Below are 19,079 nucleotides of genomic sequence, written 5' to 3' on the forward strand. Positions count from 1 at the left end.
CCTCCTGAAATTAGCAACTTAACTTAAACGTTTAAGTTAAATGCAAAAAAAAATTAGATTTTAACTTCAATAAAATTAATATTACTATTGTTTGAATGATATTCATTCCTTCTCAAAAGACTATTCATTATGTGGAAGGCCGTCTTGGATTTATCCTCTTTAAACATAATTTTTTCAGTTTTATCCGATAAGATTTCTGGACAACTGCAGGTGCAAATAACAGCTAAATTATTGAAATAACCGGATCTTTCAACGTAACTCCCTATAAATTCATTTATTACAATAGCTTCTTTGAATTGAGTTTGTTTGAAAATTTCATCTAGATCGTTAGGAGTATCTACTATGTAAATATGATCCTTCGCTACATTTGTATTTGTCAAAATATAATTAACCAAAGCTTGATTATTGAAGTTTTCCATTATCAAACAAAAAGATTGATTCATCAATTTACTGGCTATTTTTAAAGCTGAGTGAAAGTTATAGGTGATCTGTTGAAATAGATTATCTTCAATAATACTGTCAATTACAATTAAAGGGATTCCTTCGACAAACTTGGATGAAATCGTATAGAACATCTCATCTTTAACATCAACAAGAAAAACAGCTTCAAGATTTCTTTCAATAATAACATTCAGAGATGGATCATTAGCATCAATTGTAATGAATAGTGTATGATATCCTGCTGTAGTCAATAGCTTCTGCAATCCATCAACAAAGGTAAAATGACTTTGCTTTTTCCAATAAGGGATGTCTTGTTCTTCATTTATCAATATACCTACTAGTCCTGACTTATTTCTAACCAGAGTACGTGCTGAGAGATTGGGCGTATATTCGAGTTCTTTGGCAATTCGCATGATTTTGCATCTTGTAGTCTCTGGAATGCTTTGATTATCAACATTATTAAGAACATAACTTACAGTTGCCACAGATACATCTGCCATGCGGGCTATATCTTTTAAGGTTGCTCTTTTCATTATAATTTTCATCTCCTGGATAACCTTCGTATTTTAAACGTTACCTTTCATTAATGAATAAGTCAACACAGTTGTAAGCGTTTGTTTGGAAAAATCTCCCCAGAAAAAGCGCGGCTCACGATTTATCATGAAACCGGCGCTTTTTCGATTGTTTCCATTCCAATAGCACCGTGGGACTCGGGCTGCTGAGTGAGGTCTCTGTCATCCAGAGCATCCTTCACTGTAGTAACAACGTACTGCAACGAACCACTGGCGACAACTCGCACACTTGTATCAAATACCTTCTTACTGGGGAATTTCATACTATATGCGAGCCGATTTTATACCTATCTGGAGCACAGGATTTCCGGAAGCAGTACAAATGATAAAGGAAGCGGTACAAGGGGAGCGTAACGATGAGTTGTTCTACGATGAATTGATCAATCTGGCTCCCACAAAAGAGCAGGTGGCCATTATCGAAAGCATCCGTAACGATGAGCGCGGACACAATAAAATGTTCAGAGAGATGTATTGGGCTTTGACTGGACAGGAAATCACTGGCATCAGTAATGAGCAATATGTGAGGGTACAATCCTACTCAGAAGGTCTGCAGCGCGCTTTGATGGGGGAGCTGGAAGCGGTGGAACGATACCGTAACATCTGGTTTGGATTGCCTGCTGGGATCTATAAAGATACGGTGTACGGCATCATATTGGATGAGCTTAAGCACGCTGCCAAGTACAATTACCTGATTACGTTGAACCTCAGATAGCTGCCACTGCTTGCAGTTCCTTTTTCTCTTGAACAGATAGTTTTCTGTTAATCACAAGGAGGGCGTGCCCGACAAATCTTATTTCTTGGATCGAATGACTTCTTCAATCGCATGCTTCATTAATGCCCCGGCCCGGTCCCAAGATAGATGAAGCATATCCTTTCTGCCTTGGCGGCCTTTTTGTTTGCAAAGTCCGGGATTTTGGTACGCTTTCCTCATCAGCTTTTTTAAGCCGCCCAGATTCGGCTCCGCCCATAGTTGTCCCTTTTGCCCGAACAGGTTGCTAAACTTTTTCGAGATGGCTCTATTCATGCTGCTTGACGGGCTCCGGAGCTGGTATGGAATCAGGAACGAGTTGTTATGCGTAAGAAAATCCATTTGCCCGCCCCAGCTTGTAGTGATGACAGGTACGCCGCTCGCAAGCGCTTCTAGAAAAGGCAGTCCAACCCCCTCACCACGCGTCGGGAGAACGAAAACATCGCCGAGCGTGTGCAAACCTTTAAGCTGGCTATCACTAAGCTGGCGGCCGATAATGATAACAGGGGCCGTATCTTTTTGAATACCCAGTCTTTTTTTGTATTGTGCTATTTTTGTCTGGATCCATCTTTCGTTCTCATGTGCCCCAAATCCGTTTGTTTTGATCACAAGCACTACGTTATCTTTAGAGGAAAACTCTTCCCAATATGCCCTTAGCAGGCCCTCCGGATTTTTGCGATGCTGGAAGCCAAATACAGACACGAACGTAAACCTGCCTGCCGTGCCCGGCAAAGACATTTTCTTATTCTTCGGATGAAACTCCTTTGTATTTACGCCATGAGGAACGATAAAAATCGGGACTTTCACGCCGCTGTTTCTTAACGTTCTTTTATTATGCGTAGAAGGTACACAAATGGCATCAAATTTGTTCATATGTGGAAGCCAGCCCTTGGGGATCTTGCTTGTTTCCCAAACAGTATTCAAAATAATGAGATCATATATGCTACGCTCTTTTTTCCATTGAATGCTGCTGGGAATGTGGTGATAGATCAGCACCTTTTTGCCTTGGGTGCCGTTTTTATAATGGCTTGACGTTCCCATACTAACGGCTACACCCTGCCGCTTTAGTGATTGGGCATACGCTCTTGTGGCACGGCCAAGACCGCTTACTTTGTGTACAGGTCCCTTCCAGACGACATGATAGGGTTTCATTTGAATTCCTTCTTCAAAGATTTACGATATACTTTGCGTTGATGAAAAGAACTTACTGAAAACACATCAATTCGATTTGTCATTTTTTTCATCTCCATATATCTGTCTAATATGGATTATCGTATGCCGAAGGAGTGAAACGGGATGGGTGTAGTGAACGTGAAAAACACCCAAAAGCAAAGGGTACCAAAAAGAGCTGAGGTGACGTTTGTATTCACAGAGCCCGCAGCTACAGATAACATATTTCACGGCTTTATTTAATCACATGAAGTAATTGACGAATAATTACAAAAAAGATATCCTAGTATAAAGGAGGGATTCCATATATAAACAAATGAGATTTATATGATATGAACTGTATTGATGAAGAGCGCTCAGAATACTGCATTTGTCGACAGCAAAAAACGTGAACTTGCCCCCCGCAATACTTCTTAATTATCGTCTCAATTGCAAAGAGATGATATACCATCAGGAGGAATTCGAAAATGACTGAAGCTCACGATAATAACAAAGGAATTCAAGCTATTGCTAAAGGGGTCAAAATTAACACTGTTGCTTTCTATCAGCCTGATCATAAGGTTGATAATCAGTACTATATCGACCGTTACGATGCTTTAGGTGTCGATATTCGAGGGCTAATTAAAGCTCTTGGTAAAGATGTTCGATATATTGTTGATAACGAAGATGAGAATGCTGTAACTATGGCTATTATTGCTGCTAAATCTGCTCTGGATAAGGCAGGTCTCCATGCTGAAGATATTGATATGATTCTATTCGTATCTCAAACTCCGGAGTATCTTATCCCTACAAACGCTCTTAAGATTCATGCAGCTATCGGCGGTAAGCTTACAACCTCTTGCTTCGACTTGAACGGTAACTGCTCTGGCATTCTTGTTGCTGTCGAACAAGCAAGTAGAAATATCATCGCTAATAACTATGTTAATCGTGTACTGGTTGTAGGAGCCGACTACATTTCAACTCATAGTTTTGGGGAACCTATCTTCGATAGTAACTTTGCTGATTCCGCTCTTGCTGTTATTGTTGAGCGAGCAGAAGGAACCGGGTTTATCGATTCTGAGTATCAAACAGACACATCTGTAATTGATAATGCGCTATTTCCTGCAAATGGGCTTTCAAGTTGGGGGAAACCTGAGGAAGGTCCCCGGATGAAGTTTAAAACGTTCGATACCAGCGCACCTGTGAAAATCGCTGTGTCTTCAATCGAAAGGTTGCTCGAGCGTAACGGACTGACAAAAGATGATATAGCTGGTTACTATCTATCACAATTCGCTCCTGGCAACATCGAAGGTGTTGTCGAAGGTCTCGGTATTGATAAGGATAAAGCTCTATACATAGGCGACAAATACGGGTATACAGCAACTAACAGCCCCTTGACCGCTCTGTACGAAGCTATTGAAACTGGTAAAGTTTCCCGTGGCGACTATATTATCCTGTGGACAGTTGGTGCAGGCTGGCAGAATGTAAGCCTCCTGTTCCAGTACTAATACATTTTTTTCATCATGCAGAAACAGGTTATAAAGAAAACATAAACAAACTTCGGAGGTATTTAGACATTATGACAACAGTTTTCAAAACAGATAGTGCTACGGTCTCATGGAATGAGAAAGCTAAGGCGGTTCATGTTGAATTCAACACTTATGTACATAGTGACCAACTACGTGCCATCTGTGATAAAGCTATGGAGCTTCAGCAAGAAAAGGGAGCACAGCGAATGATTTCCGACAATCGCAAACTTAGTGTCATCAGTCAAGAAGATCAAAAATGGATCAGTACCGTACATAATCAACGTATTCAGGATTCCGGTATTAAATTTGTAGCTATCATTATGCCAGAGAAGACCCTCGGAAAAATGAGCATGAAGCGCGTTGTTGCTTCCTCAGTAGCATTTGACGACATCAAAACTGTCTTTGAATCCTTCGAAAGCGTTGAAGAAGCCGAAGAGTGGTTGAATTCCTAATATCAGCTGGAGGGGCCTGATTAAGAATATATAAAAGAGCAGCGTTACCCTATAAATTGGTAACGCTGCTCTTTTATATTCGTTTACAAATACAAACCAAATTGTTGTACACCTTTGAACCACACGGATTCAATTGACAAGGAATTCGAGATGTTAGTTGTCGGGTCCCCCTGTACTAATATAAGGTCAGCGCGGGAACCTTCGGTAATGCGGCCGCGATCACTAAGTCCAAAGCAACGGGCAGGTTTCGCGGTAGCCGACTGGAGCGCCTCGATCGGGGTAAACCCGGCCTTCACCAGCAATTGCATCTCATGGTGGACACTGGCTCCATGAGCAAGGCCGCCAAGGTTTGGCACAGGAACCGGTGCAACATCTGTCCCTACCAGAATATCAACTCCGGCACGGTGAAGGTCCATTACATTCTTAAAGCTGTTTTCCATATTGCCCTGGGGGAACGTATTGAAACTTGAGTTCAAAATATCGATCCAATCGGGACTTAATTTGGAATGAACACGTGGATCATTCGCCAATTCCGCTGCCGGATTCCCAATAATCGATGAATTCAACACCAAGCACGGTATAACAAAAGCGCCTGATTCTGCTATGGATTTCACTAATTCGGACGTATTGTCCGGTCTATCGATAAACAAGTGTCCCAAACCGTCGACCCCAAAATCGATGGCTTCTTGCGATGAGAGAGCTGTCAAGACGTGGGCAATGACCAGCTTATCGCATTTGTGAGCTTCTGTCACAGCTGTTTTTAAAATCTCGTCGCTTAGGAGAGGAAGGCCAGGTGCACCCATGACTGTTCCTTCTTCAATCATGATTTTAATATAGTCGGCACCATTTTCCACTTGGGTACGCACATGTTTAATTGCTTCTTCCAGCGTCGTCACTTGCGGGATTTCCTCGTGATCGTGAGCATATCCAGCCAACATCGCTTGCCGATCTTCCTCCGATAACTTCTCTAGTTCTTTTAGAATGAATTCAGGTATCTCATCTCCATCCGGCAATAATTCATCGGGATGTCCGCCCGGAGCAGTGATCGCTGTACCAGCAGAACGAACGTCTGCAACATCATTCACATTTTTCAACTGAATCTCGCGTCCTCTTCTAGTAAAGTCTCCGTTCATTTCAAGTTCTGTTGTAACGCCGAATTTTAAGGCATCTCGTAACCCCCCGATTGAAGTGTGCACATGTGCATCAATCAGACCAGGCATCAGAGTGCCATTTTTCCCATCGATAATTGTTGCATCAGTAGGGATGTCTCCGCCCACTGAAACAATAGACTCCCCTTTAATGACAATATGTCTAGGCGCAATGATTTGATCACCATTAAAGATGCGTACATTTGTAATCGCAGTAACTTGTTCTAACACGGTATTTTGAATTGTCTTTTCCATTTAAATTCCTCCAAGTGATTTGTTTTGTCAATTCGAATCATAACTGTTAGTTGTCTAACTGTCAACAAACTGATATTCATTTGACAAGCCTATAGGATCCCTGTATAGTTTTGTTACTTACAATTAGATTACTAACAATTATAGGAGGGACGATTATGCAATCCCGAAAGGATACGCCTTATTTAGATTTATTTCAGATTATCGGTCTTAAGTTAAAGAAGAGAGCGGACGAGAGTATTAAGGAGTTCGGTTTAAACGCTCAACAAGGAAAAGTAATCGATTATATATACCAAAATCAAGATAATCAGATTATTCAAAAAGACCTTGCAGATCGGTTTCATCTGCGTGGGGCCAGCATTACAAGCATGCTTCAAGGTCTTGAACAAAAAGGGTTTATTGAGCGCAAAATCCCGGCCAATAATGAACGGCAAAAAAATATATATGTTATGCCAAAAGGGATTGAACTGATAAATGACTTTCAAGACTCATTCCAAAAGGTCGAAGAAGAAATCGTTCAAGTTCTTACCAATGAGGAGAAGCAAGTCTTAATGAAGTTGTTGCTCAAAATCAACGAGCGCATATAGACGAGACTATCAATTATCGGGTATTGAGGAAATTCCGAGGAAGCGATATCGATACGAATACGCGAGTCCTTGCTGAATTTCCAGAAAATATCCCACAGATCAATGTCAGCTTTGACCTTCGTCTGCAGAGTATAGGTCATTCGTGAAGGAGTCTGGCTGTTTCTGTAAGCTAGTGTCGTAATTCCCGTGCGAATATTGGACGCTTCTCCTTCAGGACGAACTTCTATTTCCAGCTAGGCCGTGTGATACGAGCCGGAACCTCTTTTACAATTTTCCAGTACCCGCTATTCGAGAACTTATCACTGGGATTGGTATGGGTAATCCAGTCTCTGTACCAATCGAGCCTCCCGCCCCATAGCTTTTCATCTACCCACCTTCCTTCGGAAGCACCCATCCCTCTGCTGAATTGATATACATAATCCTTTTCTCAGGTTTAAGAACAATCGGTCAATATTTATCTTGACCGATCGTTCTTAACATGATGAATTGGCTTTGAAAGGAGAGAAACTGATGCCTAGGACAAAGGAATTTGATGAAGATACCGTGTTGCTTAAAGCCATGGGGTTATTCTGGGAACAAGGATATGAGAAAACATCCATGCAGGAACTAGTATCACACATGGGAGTTCATAAAGGGAGCATGTATGATACCTTTGGCGATAAGAAAACCTTGTATATCAAAGCATTAAAGCGATACAGCGACAGGTTAGAGCAATCATATAATCTTCGTATGGTTGGCCTTTCTGCCAAGGAAGCGATAGGAATGTTGTTTGAAAGAGCAATTCAAGCTGGAGAGGAGTTTCCTTCTGGCTGCTTTATAGTGAATACTGCGGTTGAGTTGGCAAAACATGATTCAGAGGCAAGAGATTCTGTTCGTCAGTTTTGGGATTATACTGAAGAGTTAATACGTGACGTTATAATAGAAGGTCAACAATCTGGGGAACTTTCCAAGACGCTCAACGCAGAATGGCTGGCTCAATTTTTTAACAATTCACTGATTGGACTTCGCGTTATGGTTAAAACTATTACGGACAAGGAAAAATTACGACAAATAATTGAAATGAATATGTCGGTATTAAATTGATGAGAGAACAATAAAAAGGAGTGATATCCATGACACATGTGTACGATAAAACAACAACAGGTCTTCTTCTGGTAGATCCTTATAATGATTTCTTATCACCAGAAGGCAAGAGTTTCCCTCGTGCCAAAGAAGTAGCAGACTCCGTCAACTTGCTCGAGCATTTAAAAGAAATTGTTAATGCTGTTCGAGAAGCCGGCATTCAAGTTTTCTTTGTTCCACACCACCGATCTGAACCCGATGATTTTGAAAATTGGTTGTTTCCAACACCTTATCAGCTTGGTGTTAAAGAAAGACAGACATTTGCTAAAGGTTCATGGGGCGGGGAATTCCATGAGGATTTTCAACCCCAGAAGGGTGATGTAATTATAAAAGAGCACTGGGGCAGCAGCGGGTTCGCAAACACTGACCTGGATCATCAACTTAAAATGCATGGTGTACAAAAGATAATCGTTGTAGGTTTGTTGGCTAATACGTGCATCGAAGCGACAGCACGCTTCGGCATGGAGCTTGGTTATCATGTCACACTTGTAAAAGATGCAACAGCTGCTTTCAGTAAAGAGGCTATGCGTGTCGCGCATGAAATTAATGGCCCTACCTTTGCACATGCCATTTTAACAACAAAAGAGCTTCTTGCTGAGGTGTAAAAGTTTATAGAAGAAAGGGGAGAGATTTACCTTGAAAACTGTTCAATTAAAAAACACCCATATCCCGGCTGTAGCGCTAGGTACCTGGTCTTGGGGAACCGGCGCCAACGGAGGGGATGCCATTTTTGGGAATAACCTGATGGACGAGGATCTAAAGCCTATATTTACTAAGGCAATGTATGCCGGATTGAATCTTTGGGACACGGCCGCAGTTTATGGCATGGGCGCTTCACCATTACAGTCTACTCTACCGGTCCTCAGAAGAAGCAGGCATCATTGAGTATTGCAAAGCCAATGAAATGCTATTCTTCTCCTATATGGTATTGGAACAAGGTGCTTTGACTAGTAAATATAGTGCGCAGAATCCTTTTAAGGCTGGAACCCGAAGAGGAGACGCTTTCAATGAAGAGGTATTTGCCAAACTTGAAAATCTGATCGAAGTGATGCGAGAAATCGGTTTCGGGCATCAAGTTAATCCTGCTGAAATCGCCATTACCTGGGCAATCGCTAAGGGAACGCTACCGATTATCGGCGTGACCAAACCATCGCATATCGCTAGCGCTATTTCTGCTATTGACGTCAAATTGACGAATAAGGAAATTGAAGATCTGGAACAAGCCGCGAAATCGAGCGATGTGGAAATACGAGGTTCATGGGAAAATAGCATGATCTAAAGGAGAATATTGAACATGGATAAAATATAAAAGAAATTGTACACAGCTACTGTGATGGTGGAAGGCGGAAGAGAAGGCAAAGCGGTGTCCAGCGATGGCATCCTTGCTATTGACTTAAAAGTTCCCAAGGAAATGGGAGTCCCGGCGGAGACGGAACCAACCCTGAGCAACTCTTCTCAGCTGGATTTGCCGCATGTTTTGAAGGTGCGCTAGGTGTTGTTCTGAGAAAACATAGAATCAAATCGGAAGGCATAAAAATAATGTCACAAGTTACGATCGGCAAAGATGCAAATGACGGCTTTGTCTTGTCAGTAAACATGGATATCGCTATTAAGGGTGTAGAAACGAGTACTGCAAAACAAATCGTTGAAGAAGCTCACGATGTTTGCCCTTATGCCCGAGCAACCCGCGGGAATATCGAAGTCATCACGAACGTGGTGGGTTGATCTTATAGCACGAATAGTAGAGTTTGAGGTGGTAACAAAAATATTAAGGCAGAATGGTTTCAAATTTAAGAACGATCATTCAAACACATTTTTGAATGATCGTTCTTAAATTGTTTGTTTTAGAAATGAAGCAATCTACTTGTTAAATAGAAGTATACACAACATGATAGGACGGTATTCACATTAAAGATAAGTTTGTCATATTGGTATGGACAATAGGCACGTTCATCGTCTTAATGAACACGACGATGTTTAATGTCTCTGTTCCAAGCATCATTCGGGATATAGGCCATTCGAAGATTGTTGTCAGTCGGGCTCACGATACTGGGGCTTTCTTCCTTTTTCGGTATATTCGCGAGCAGTTTTCACACGTTGCAAATAGCGCGGATCGCGCAGTCCGCAGGCGCCAGTTCGATGGCGGAACTCGGTCTCTTCATCGCCAGCCAGTATGTTCCTTATAAAAGACGCGGCAGCGCGATTTCTATGACCTCTGCGGGATATGCTATGGCATTCGGGCTCGGGCCAATTATAGGTGGGCTGATTTAAGTTTGATATCACAGGTGCTCTACTGACCGTCGTGAATGCCGTGACAATTTTGACTGCCGTATCGCAGCGCTCGATCGTTTGGCTGGGAGCCGGACTGTTATCGATTGCGGTCCATGCTGCCTACCTCAAACGTGCCAAGGCAACCTTCATCAATATCAATGTTTTGCGCACCGTTGAGAACGGCAGAATCAGGTGTTGCCCCGCTTGACGTACGTGAGTACGTGATGACTTGAATTAGACGATATGAAAAGATACACTGATACACATATTGATCAACTTTTACTGATATTACAAATTAAACAATGCTAATTATTCTAACGATACTTACAAGGGGTTTTCTATACTTTGGAAAAGGGAGAGTGCTCGATGAATATCTTATTGGCCGAAGATGATCCACGCTTTGGGCGTCTTTTTACTCATTTGTTGAAAAATAAAGGGAAATATAAAGTGGATTGGGTTACAAATGGCGAGGACGCATATAATTATGCGCTTGCTGCTCACTATGATATTCTAATTCTGGATTGGATGATGCCAGTAAAAGATGGCGTACAAGTATGTCGACGTTTACGGAAAGAAGGATATAATGGAGCCATTCTACTTTTGACAGCAAAGGATTCTGTTCTAGATCGAGTAGAGGGATTAGATGCAGGGGCTGATGATTATTTAATAAAACCCTTTGAGTTTGATGAGCTCAATGCCCGATTACGAGCTCTTTCACGCCGTAATTTCGCTCCCCTGCTGGAAGAGATTATACATATTGATAATATTACTATCAATCGTACAAGCCGTACAGTACATAGAAAAGGACAAGAAGAAATTCAATTAACACAACGTGAATTTCAATTATTAGATTTACTAATGCAAAATAAAGGGAAAGTTTTAACCCGCGAAGTCATACTGGATAGAATTTGGGGATATGATACTGAAGTCACAAGCAATCCGATTGATGCCACAATTAAATTATTAAGGAAAAAAATTGATACTGTAGGTGAAAATACGCTGATTCAAAATATACGTGGGGTGGGTTTCAGATTTGATTAAGTTCGTGTTTGAGCGAATGCACAAGCGGCGGCAAAGCGAAGATATGTTTGTGAAAATGCGTAATCGATTAACCATTATGTATAGCGGGATGCTTGTGCTCTTTCTTCTAGTATTCATTATTATTGTTTATACTTCACTTTTTTGGATGGTCTCTTATCAGCAGAAAAAAGAGGTTAATTCTCTGGCAGATCAAAAATTGCTTGAAAGCCAAAATCTTTTAAAAAGCGATATGAACGGGAATGATTCAACTATCGATGACAAAAAGAAAATAACTCTTAATAATAATTACTTCTTTTATTATGTTTACAATCAGCAAGGTGAACTTATCGCTGCAAATGAGACTATACCAGACTTACGTCAATCCCTATTACAAATGCTCAAGGATTGGAGTGTCAAATATACAGACGTAAATAGTAAAACTGAAAACCTAACTTATTCAGAAAATGGGAGTGAGTTTTGGAGGCAAAAAGATTCTAATGATGGTAATCTCGATAATCGGGGATGGGGAAAGGATCTTCAAAATAATTGGGATAAGGATACTACCTTAACAGTTTCTTCTGGTAAAAAAATTCATATGGCTATAATGGCGCGGATAATTTATGATGGGGACCAGCGAATTGGGAAGATGTACCTTGGACAAGATACTACTTATTATTGGACTATAATAAACTGGATGCTTACGATCTTTATCGGACTAGCCATTTTATTCTTTATTATCTCTTTCTTGGTAGGTTCTTCTATGTCCAAACGGGCAATGGTCCCTATTATTAAATCATATACTCAGCAACGGCATTTTGTTGCAGATGCTTCACATGAGCTCCGAACTCCACTTAGCATACTTAATTCATCTATTGATGTTCTTGAACTAGAGGAAGGCGAGAATATTTCGGAATTTTCCCGGAATGTTCTAATGGATATGAAAGATGAAGTGAAAAGGATGACAACTCTTGTTAATGATTTATTGTCTTTAGCTAGATCAGACGCAGGGTTAACTAATATTTCTTTTGAGACATTTGATTTTATACCCGTTGTAGAACAGCTTGACCGTTCGATTCAGCCTTTGGCTGTCTCACGACATATTAAGCTGAATCTGCATACTCCTGCCGATCTTTTGGTCTCTGGAGATAAAGAAAGACTAAAGCAGCTACTGTATATTTTAATTGATAATGCCATCAAATACACGCCTCAGCATGGAACGGTCAATCTCTTTCTTTCAATGGGCGTTAATGATGATCATGAAGAAAGCTTACTTATTCAAGTCCAAGATACTGGCATTGGAATACAACCGGCAGATCAGAAAAAGATATTTAATCGTTTCTATCGGGTTGATAAAAACCGTACAAAGCAAATTGAAGGAACTGGAATTGGTTTAGCTATCGCAAAGTGGATTGTAGAAGAACACAAGGGTACCATACAATTATCGAGTCATTTAGGGGAGGGGAGTGTTTTTACGGTAAAAATCCCACAGATCAGCCCAAAATAACAACATCTAAAAGCATAACCCTTTTCGTAAATGAATAGGGTTATGCTTTTTTGCGTACATTGAACATTCGGAATATGCATTTTTCATTAACTTTTCATTCTTGTACTATATTATTACCTCAGATCGAAGCAGTAATTTTCAGTTTGCTAAACTTGAAAGATTGGAGAGAAAACAATGAAAAAAAATAAAAGTTCTGATTTTTTACTCATTTTGCTATTTATTATTCTAGTTGGGGGCTTCATTTATTATAAAACGGATGGTCGTTATCTAATGAATAGCCGATCATTTAATGATCACTCTTCATTTAGTAATGATTCAAACAATGATGATTCTTCGAACATCAATTCCAACGAAGATCATTCTTCGATGAATATGGGTACAAATACCAGTCCTTCAATGAATGGAAATTCGAACTATATGTCTATGGATAAAAATAATGGAATGAATATGGGATCTACTGATCCCAATGCAACACCCGTAACAAAGTTAGTGGCACAGAATTTGAATGCTCCAGTTAAAACCTTCAATATTACCGCTCAAGTAACCACGTTAAATTTAGGCGGCGGAGCTATGGTCCAAGCATGGACATACGGCGGAAGTGCACCGGGTCCAGCGATTCGGGTCAAAGAGGGGGATAGGGTGGTAGTGAATTTGACAAACAAGCTACCGGAGGGTGTAACCATCCATTGGCACGGCTTGAATATACCAGGAGCAGTGGATGGGGTTGCTGGTGTTACACAGGACGCCATTAAACCTGGGGAAACCTACACTTACAATTTTATAGCAGACCAGCCTGGAACGTATTGGTATCATTCTCATCAACAAAGTGAAGTACAAACGGGACTAGGACTTTTTGGAGCTGTTGTCGTAGAACCCAAAGAAGAAACCATCAAATACGATAAAGATTATACCGTGGTTCTCCATGAATGGAATATCAACGGTCTCTCCAAAAAGAAAAATAAAGACAAATTCAATGATAAAGACAGTTTCAACAGCGGTAATCTAAATAATGAACTAGTGGAAGCCATGACAGATGTGAAATACAACATGTTAACGACCAATGGGACGATTGATAGTAAACATTTCGATGCAAAACCAGGTGATCTTGTTCGCCTTCGCTTGGTCAACACAGGCAATACAACTCATTTATTAACCTTACTAGGTATTCCATTCCAAGTTGTATCTCTTGATGGACGGGATCTTGTTGGTGGCCAAGCAATGAATCAAACGTTACTGCCAATTGGCGGAGGTAACCGTGTTGATATTAGCTTTAGAGTACCCGATAGTGGGAATGTTCAACTAGTAAACGCGGGACCGGATGCCAATCAACCAAACAAGAGGGTATCCGTTAGTATTGGGAACGGGAACCCGACGGGTACAGCCACTTCAGATAATCCGAACAATTATAAACTGTTTGATTTTATGACATACGGTACCCCACAAAAGGGAGTATTTAATTCCGATTCTACCTTCACTCAAACAGTTGACATGGAATTGAGTTCAGGTAAAGCACCAGGCATGGATTGGGCATTTCTAATTAACGGTCAAGCCGCGCCAAATATTCAGCCTCTTGTAATTAAAGAGGGCGACACCGTAAAAATAAGGTTTGTAAATGACAGTAATGATATTCATCCGATGCACATTCATGGTCACACTCTCCAAGTCCTTACGCGCAATGGAAAGGCAGCAGAAGGAAGTCCGGTCTATTTAGATACACTGAATGTGTTACCGCATGAAACGTATGAGGTTGCATTCGTGGCAGATAATCCCGGCATTTGGATGATCCATTGTCATAATTTAAAACACGCGGCAATGGGGATGAATATGATGGTTAATTACGAAGGCATATCCACTCCGTTTGTAGTTGGAGGAACATCTGGTAATCATCCTGATTAAGGTGCGAAACAATCAATTTTTATCAAAATGAATAAGAGTAGAACAGTAAAAGGTGTTGGTCCTGTTATGAAGAAAAATCCAATCACACGATTTCGTATTGGCGTTTGGAAAGGAATAGCCCCCCTGTTGCTGCTTATGCTTATGCTGGCATTGTGGGTATCCATTCCGACTCAGGCACATGCGCATGCCATCGTCGAATTGAAGGTACCTGAACCGAATACACAAATGAACGAAAGCCCCCCAAGGGTTGAAATACACTTTAATGAGCAAATTGAAATGGGTATCGGCGGGGTCCAGGTATTAGATTCCTTGTCCAAATCGGTCACGGAAGAGAAGAGTTCCACTTCGGTGGACCGCCGTATCATTTCACTTGCCTTACCCAAGCTTGGGGAGGGGATTTACACGGTATCTTATTCGGTTGTATCAGCCGACGGACATCCGGTCTCCGGGTCCTATATCTTTGTGGTAGGAAATCCACCTAATGCTAAAGATGCATCTGTTTTTGATCTGCACGAGCAAATAGATCATTCCAGTAATGGTACATCAACTGAGATAAGCGCCAACAAACTACTTTTATATGCGAGCAGGGGGCTATACTACGCGTCTTTAATGATGAGTACCGGATTGATGTTTTGGTATGGATTATTGCGGAACAACACAGAAGCTCAGCAGAGACTTCTCTATAAATGGGGTTTATGGGTGGTCAGGGTATTTGTGATTGCTAGCACCTTCTACGTATTTATTCATGCTCGCGATTTGATGCAGGACCAGCCGAGCACGGAGTGGAGCAAGCTATTCACAACGACCGAGATTGGTATCTCCTGGCTGATATTAATTGTCCTTGCTTTTGTTGGTATCCTCGTATTGAAATCTGGAACTGCCGTCAAAATGATCTGGGCAACCGCGCTTCTGATATTGGAAGGCTTGAACGGGCATGCTGCCGTTTATGAGCCGAAATGGTACTCGCTGTTGTTGGACGTTGTGCATCTCGGGGGAGCAGCGGTATGGGCAGGAGGACTATCGTTTCTACTGTTGTTATGGTTGAAGGATCGTAAAGAAGCCGGCCGCTTTGCCGTAGCTTTCTCACAGGCGGCATGGATCAGTATCATCTTGTTGACGCTGACAGGCACTTTGAGTGTTCTGTTGTTTCTCCCAAGTTTGTCGTATTTATTTTATACGTCCTGGGGAATTTTACTTCTTATTAAGACTTCGCTTGTACTGATGGTTATTGTGACCGGAGCTCTACTCAGGCTTAGAGTGCGTCGCGGCGATCTTCTGTCGGGAAATCTACTTAAACTTGATGTAAGCCTTATGGCGGCAATTTTAATTGTAGTTGGTATATTCACTTACATTAGCCCGCTTCCTGCCAATACACCATACTCCAAGCATGTGATTGAGGCGGACAAGAAAATTACCTTACGTATTACTCCGAACGTTCCGGGTGAAAACCAATTTATCGTCAAAGTTTGGCTACTGGAGAAAACCGGAGAACCAAAGCGGGTCAAACTGTTGCTCCACTCACTAGACAAGCCGGAACTGGGGGCGATTGAAATTCCCTTAGACAAATCTGAGGATAAAGACAATGATAACATTCCAGATTTTATTAAATCAACTTATAAGGCAACAGGTCAATTCATCCCATTTCCGGGTAAGTGGAAGGCTGAAATTCGAATTCTGACTCAAGAAGATAACGAAATGGTACACGAAGAAGCCTTCCGGAATTACTGACCTGTAAAAAGAGGATGAGTCAGGAAATTAGAGTTTGCTTATTAAAACTATATGGATAGGATGTTGATTTTTATGAAAAAATGGTTGATTGCAGGATTCACCTATATGTTCTTGTTCCTGTTCGCAGGAATTGCTAGCGCCCATGTGACAGTTAAACCAATTGAGGTGAGCCAAGGATCATATGAGGTATTTACAGTTCGTGTACCAAGTGAGACGAGCGGGACAACGACCAAGCAAATTGAAATTAAAGTTCCAGACGGTGTCGAGGTGCTTCGAATTGAACCGAAATACGGTTGGACATATTCTCTAAATAAAGGTACAGGCGACAAAATTATTGGGATTGTATGGAAAGCTGAAGGTAAAGGACTGGAAGTAACTGAATTTACGGAGTTCCGTTTTCAGGGAAAAGTCGGTGCTGATGTAAAAGAACTGAACTGGAAAGCGTATCAAACCTATGCGGATGGTAGTAAGGTAGACTGGGTTGAAGCATCTGACGGTCAATACCCTGCTTCTATAACGGTTGTTACGCCAGCGACCAGTAAGGATCAAGGTCACGGGGGTAGCGCTGTAGCACAGTCTGGTGCTGCTGCAGATCAGACAAATATCAGTGGAAGCCAACAGCAAACGGCATCTAACGGTTTTGATCATGAAATGACTATTTTTGATCGTGGAATAGCTATTTCAGCATTTATACTCGGAGTCATTGCTATTGTTATTTCCTTTGTCCGCAAACCACGAAAAGGTTGAATAATAAAAACAAAATCGAGTCTTTTTAGATCTGTCCCCTTTATGAAGATTACTTATTTTGATGCAAAATAATTTAATTTATTTAGGAACAGAAGGAGCCGATCAGTTAGATGGGCTTTTTTTTATGAAACTCTATCAACGAAAGATAAAATTGCATTAACTGGAAACAATTCTTCAGATTGTGTTAATCTGTCTAATAGTGAACTCGATGTAGAGAGAGGGATGTTACTTGAAAAGAAACGTATTATATATTGAAGATAATGAGAAAATAGGCAGCTTTCTAAAAGAAGAATTGGAACAGCGGGGATTTTCAGTTCAGTGGCTGCTTTCTGGTGAAGGAGCGGATAAAGAAGTAAATCAGTATGAAATCGTTATTTTAGATATCATGTTACCCGGTTTAGACGGATTTACTGTAGGAAAACGATTAAAAAAGGTAGCTCCTGCGGTTCCTATATTGCTGTTATCTGCTCGAACATCGATAGATGATAAGGTGGATGGTTTACAATTTGCTGATGACTATTTAACGAAACCATTTCATACGGATGAATTAGTTGCAAGATTAGAAGTGTTAATCCGTCGAAGGGGTGTAACACATTCCGAACGCATTTTATTAGGAAATCATATTGAAGTTGATCCGGATGCCCAAATGGTAACTGATAAGCTCACAGGAGAAGAAATTATTTTGACAGGGAAACAACATCAAATTTTAATGTACTTCTTACGCCACCCTAATCAAGTTCTACCAAAAGAACAAATTTATGAAGCCATATGGGAAGAAGCTTATATCACTGGCGATAAAACATTAATGGTACATATCCATCGACTGCGTCAAAAGTTGGAGCGTCATCCAGATTCCCCAGAGATTATTGAAACGTTGAAGGGGATAGGCTATCGGGTGAAACTATGAAACAGACTAGATCATTATTTCGGCATTTTCTAAAAGGACATTTTTTATTTATCTTTTTTCCTCCAATGGTGCTTATTTTCTTCTCTGCGTTCTTTGGGGTTTCTACCCATGGAGAAGAGCTAAATACGTTAAATCTATTTTACGTTGTACTACTTTTGTTTGGTTTTATTATTATCGTATTTGTTGTAATATCTTGGATTTTCTTCTTAAGACTTCGCAAACGTCTCACCCGCTTACAGGAGGTCATGTCATTTTCAGCTAATCATAACTCATTTCCTATACCCATATCTGTTCAAAGTGATCGTATGGATGAAATAGACCAGTTAGGAAGTTCATTTAATTGGATGATTCAGCAGCTTGAAGACAGCCGCAAGCGAGAATATGAAGAGGAATTGTTGCGACATCGACTCATTGCGAATTTATCTCACGACTTACGAACGCCACTTACCATTTTGCGAGGACATATCACCAGATTAAATAAAGAATCAATGAGTCTGGAAGGACAAAATTCATTAGCGGAGATGAATCATACGATTACAAGAGTCGGAGATCTCATGGATGATTTACTTTCCTATACATTGCTTACATCAGGGAAACATCCTTTTGGGCCCACCTCAACAGATATTGGACGTTTAGTAAGAGCATCTGTTGCTGCATGGTATCCTGTATTTGAAGAAAAAGAAATTCAGTTGGATATTGATTTACCGGCAGAAGAGACTTTTTATTGGGAAGCGGATCCTAAATGGATGACACGGGTACTGGATAATTTATTTCAGAATATTGTTCGTCATGCTGCAGAGGGGAAATATGCAAAAATCGTGGTTGATGTAGTAAATGAGCAGATCATTGTTGCAGACAGAGGTCCAGGTATGGATAACTCCTCCTATGAGCATGGGGCGGGGATTGGTTTATCGGCTTCAAATTATATGTTGAAAAAAATGAAGCTGAAAGCTGACTTCACATCAAATAAACATGGCACAAGAGTAGTCATTGCTAGAGCTTAACC

General features: G+C 40.9%; 20 protein-coding genes and 1 pseudogene. 17 read left to right on the plus strand and 4 right to left on the minus strand.

Features of this window, described 5'->3' with window-relative positions; translation table 11 throughout:
• Positions 1–53: 53 nt before the first annotated feature.
• Positions 54–974 (minus strand): LacI family DNA-binding transcriptional regulator, encoded by a 921-nt coding sequence (locus HPT30_RS06100; protein ID WP_175370547.1) that lies wholly within the window; start codon positions 972–974, stop codon positions 54–56.
• 307 nt (positions 975–1,281) lie between these two features.
• Between HPT30_RS06100 and HPT30_RS06105 the strand changes: the two genes are divergently transcribed.
• A complete protein-coding gene (locus HPT30_RS06105) occupies positions 1,282–1,725 on the plus strand; it encodes a ferritin-like domain-containing protein (RefSeq protein ID WP_175370548.1) in 444 nt (147 codons plus the stop codon).
• A 78-nt stretch (positions 1,726–1,803) separates the two neighbouring features.
• Here the strand turns inward: HPT30_RS06105 and HPT30_RS06110 are convergent, their stop codons facing one another.
• Entirely contained in the window at positions 1,804–2,913 is a 1,110-nt protein-coding gene (locus HPT30_RS06110) for a glycosyltransferase family 4 protein (protein WP_175370549.1), read from the minus strand.
• Between the two features lie 485 nt (positions 2,914–3,398).
• Between HPT30_RS06110 and HPT30_RS06115 the strand changes: the two genes are divergently transcribed.
• Together HPT30_RS06115 and HPT30_RS06120 are read left to right on the plus strand one after the other, a co-directional pair.
• Positions 3,399–4,418, plus strand: a complete 1,020-nt coding sequence (locus HPT30_RS06115) for a 3-oxoacyl-[acyl-carrier-protein] synthase III C-terminal domain-containing protein (RefSeq protein WP_175370550.1) — start codon at positions 3,399–3,401, stop codon at positions 4,416–4,418.
• 71 nt (positions 4,419–4,489) lie between these two features.
• Entirely contained in the window at positions 4,490–4,891 is a 402-nt protein-coding gene (locus HPT30_RS06120; protein WP_175370551.1) for a hypothetical protein, read from the plus strand.
• An 83-nt stretch (positions 4,892–4,974) separates the two neighbouring features.
• Here the strand turns inward: HPT30_RS06120 and HPT30_RS06125 are convergent, their stop codons facing one another.
• The gene (locus HPT30_RS06125; RefSeq protein ID WP_175370552.1) at positions 4,975–6,294 is read right to left on the minus strand and encodes an amidohydrolase family protein; all 1,320 of its coding nucleotides are present in this window, start codon (positions 6,292–6,294) and stop codon (positions 4,975–4,977) included.
• Positions 6,295–6,449: 155 nt separating this feature from the next.
• Here HPT30_RS06125 and HPT30_RS06130 point away from each other — a divergent pair, with 155 nt between their 5' ends.
• On the plus strand, positions 6,450–6,878 hold the full coding sequence (locus HPT30_RS06130) for a MarR family winged helix-turn-helix transcriptional regulator (RefSeq protein ID WP_175370553.1): 429 nt from the start codon (positions 6,450–6,452) through the stop codon (positions 6,876–6,878).
• Here the strand turns inward: HPT30_RS06130 and HPT30_RS30890 are convergent.
• Positions 6,809–7,111 (minus strand): CocE/NonD family hydrolase C-terminal non-catalytic domain-containing protein, encoded by a 303-nt coding sequence (locus HPT30_RS30890; RefSeq protein WP_175370600.1) that lies wholly within the window; start codon positions 7,109–7,111, stop codon positions 6,809–6,811. The two genes, HPT30_RS06130 and HPT30_RS30890, sit on opposite strands and share 70 nt — an antisense overlap.
• A 277-nt stretch (positions 7,112–7,388) precedes the next feature.
• Here HPT30_RS30890 and HPT30_RS06140 point away from each other — a divergent pair, with 277 nt between their 5' ends.
• The 13 genes and pseudogenes from HPT30_RS06140 to HPT30_RS06195 all read left to right on the plus strand — a co-directional run bounded on the left by HPT30_RS06140 (position 7,389) and on the right by HPT30_RS06195 (position 19,077).
• Positions 7,389–7,961, plus strand: coding sequence for a TetR/AcrR family transcriptional regulator (locus HPT30_RS06140; protein WP_175370554.1), 573 nt, complete (start codon positions 7,389–7,391; stop codon positions 7,959–7,961).
• A gap of 29 nt (positions 7,962–7,990) precedes the next feature.
• Positions 7,991–8,605, plus strand: a complete 615-nt coding sequence (locus HPT30_RS06145; RefSeq protein WP_175370555.1) for a cysteine hydrolase family protein — start codon at positions 7,991–7,993, stop codon at positions 8,603–8,605.
• A gap of 31 nt (positions 8,606–8,636) precedes the next feature.
• On the plus strand, positions 8,637–8,885 hold the full coding sequence (locus HPT30_RS30895) for an aldo/keto reductase (RefSeq protein ID WP_217622272.1): 249 nt from the start codon (positions 8,637–8,639) through the stop codon (positions 8,883–8,885).
• A complete protein-coding gene (locus HPT30_RS06150; RefSeq protein WP_217622273.1) occupies positions 8,821–9,279 on the plus strand; it encodes an aldo/keto reductase in 459 nt (152 codons plus the stop codon). Before HPT30_RS30895 ends, HPT30_RS06150 begins: the two co-directional genes overlap by 65 nt.
• Before the next feature lie 54 nt (positions 9,280–9,333).
• Positions 9,334–9,725: pseudogene (locus HPT30_RS06155) on the plus strand (organic hydroperoxide resistance protein).
• A 303-nt stretch (positions 9,726–10,028) separates the two neighbouring features.
• Complete coding sequence (locus HPT30_RS06160) at positions 10,029–10,271, plus strand: MFS transporter (protein WP_246316958.1); 243 nt, start codon at positions 10,029–10,031, stop codon at positions 10,269–10,271.
• A 366-nt stretch (positions 10,272–10,637) separates the two neighbouring features.
• The gene (locus HPT30_RS06165) at positions 10,638–11,312 is read left to right on the plus strand and encodes a response regulator transcription factor (protein ID WP_175370557.1); all 675 of its coding nucleotides are present in this window, start codon (positions 10,638–10,640) and stop codon (positions 11,310–11,312) included.
• Positions 11,305–12,795 carry a sensor histidine kinase gene (locus HPT30_RS06170; RefSeq protein ID WP_175370558.1) on the plus strand — a complete coding sequence of 497 codons (1,491 nt, stop codon included), beginning with the start codon at positions 11,305–11,307 and terminating at the stop codon, positions 12,793–12,795. The genes HPT30_RS06165 and HPT30_RS06170 overlap by 8 nt, the downstream gene beginning before the upstream one ends.
• Before the next feature lie 174 nt (positions 12,796–12,969).
• The gene (locus HPT30_RS06175; RefSeq protein ID WP_175370559.1) at positions 12,970–14,691 is read left to right on the plus strand and encodes a multicopper oxidase family protein; all 1,722 of its coding nucleotides are present in this window, start codon (positions 12,970–12,972) and stop codon (positions 14,689–14,691) included.
• 66 nt (positions 14,692–14,757) lie between these two features.
• On the plus strand, positions 14,758–16,419 hold the full coding sequence (locus HPT30_RS06180) for a copper resistance CopC/CopD family protein (RefSeq protein ID WP_175370560.1): 1,662 nt from the start codon (positions 14,758–14,760) through the stop codon (positions 16,417–16,419).
• Positions 16,420–16,491: 72 nt separating this feature from the next.
• Positions 16,492–17,166 carry a YcnI family copper-binding membrane protein gene (locus HPT30_RS06185; RefSeq protein WP_246316956.1) on the plus strand — a complete coding sequence of 225 codons (675 nt, stop codon included), beginning with the start codon at positions 16,492–16,494 and terminating at the stop codon, positions 17,164–17,166.
• A gap of 229 nt (positions 17,167–17,395) precedes the next feature.
• Entirely contained in the window at positions 17,396–18,073 is a 678-nt protein-coding gene (locus tag HPT30_RS06190; protein WP_175370562.1) for a response regulator transcription factor, read from the plus strand.
• Positions 18,070–19,077: a sensor histidine kinase gene (locus tag HPT30_RS06195; protein ID WP_175370563.1), complete on the plus strand. Its 1,008-nt coding sequence runs from the start codon at positions 18,070–18,072 to the stop codon at positions 19,075–19,077. The genes HPT30_RS06190 and HPT30_RS06195 overlap by 4 nt, the downstream gene beginning before the upstream one ends.
• Positions 19,078–19,079: the final 2 nt, after the last annotated feature.

Source organism: Paenibacillus agri (assembly GCF_013359945.1).
Lineage (GTDB): Bacteria > Bacillota > Bacilli > Paenibacillales > Paenibacillaceae > Paenibacillus_AQ > Paenibacillus_AQ agri.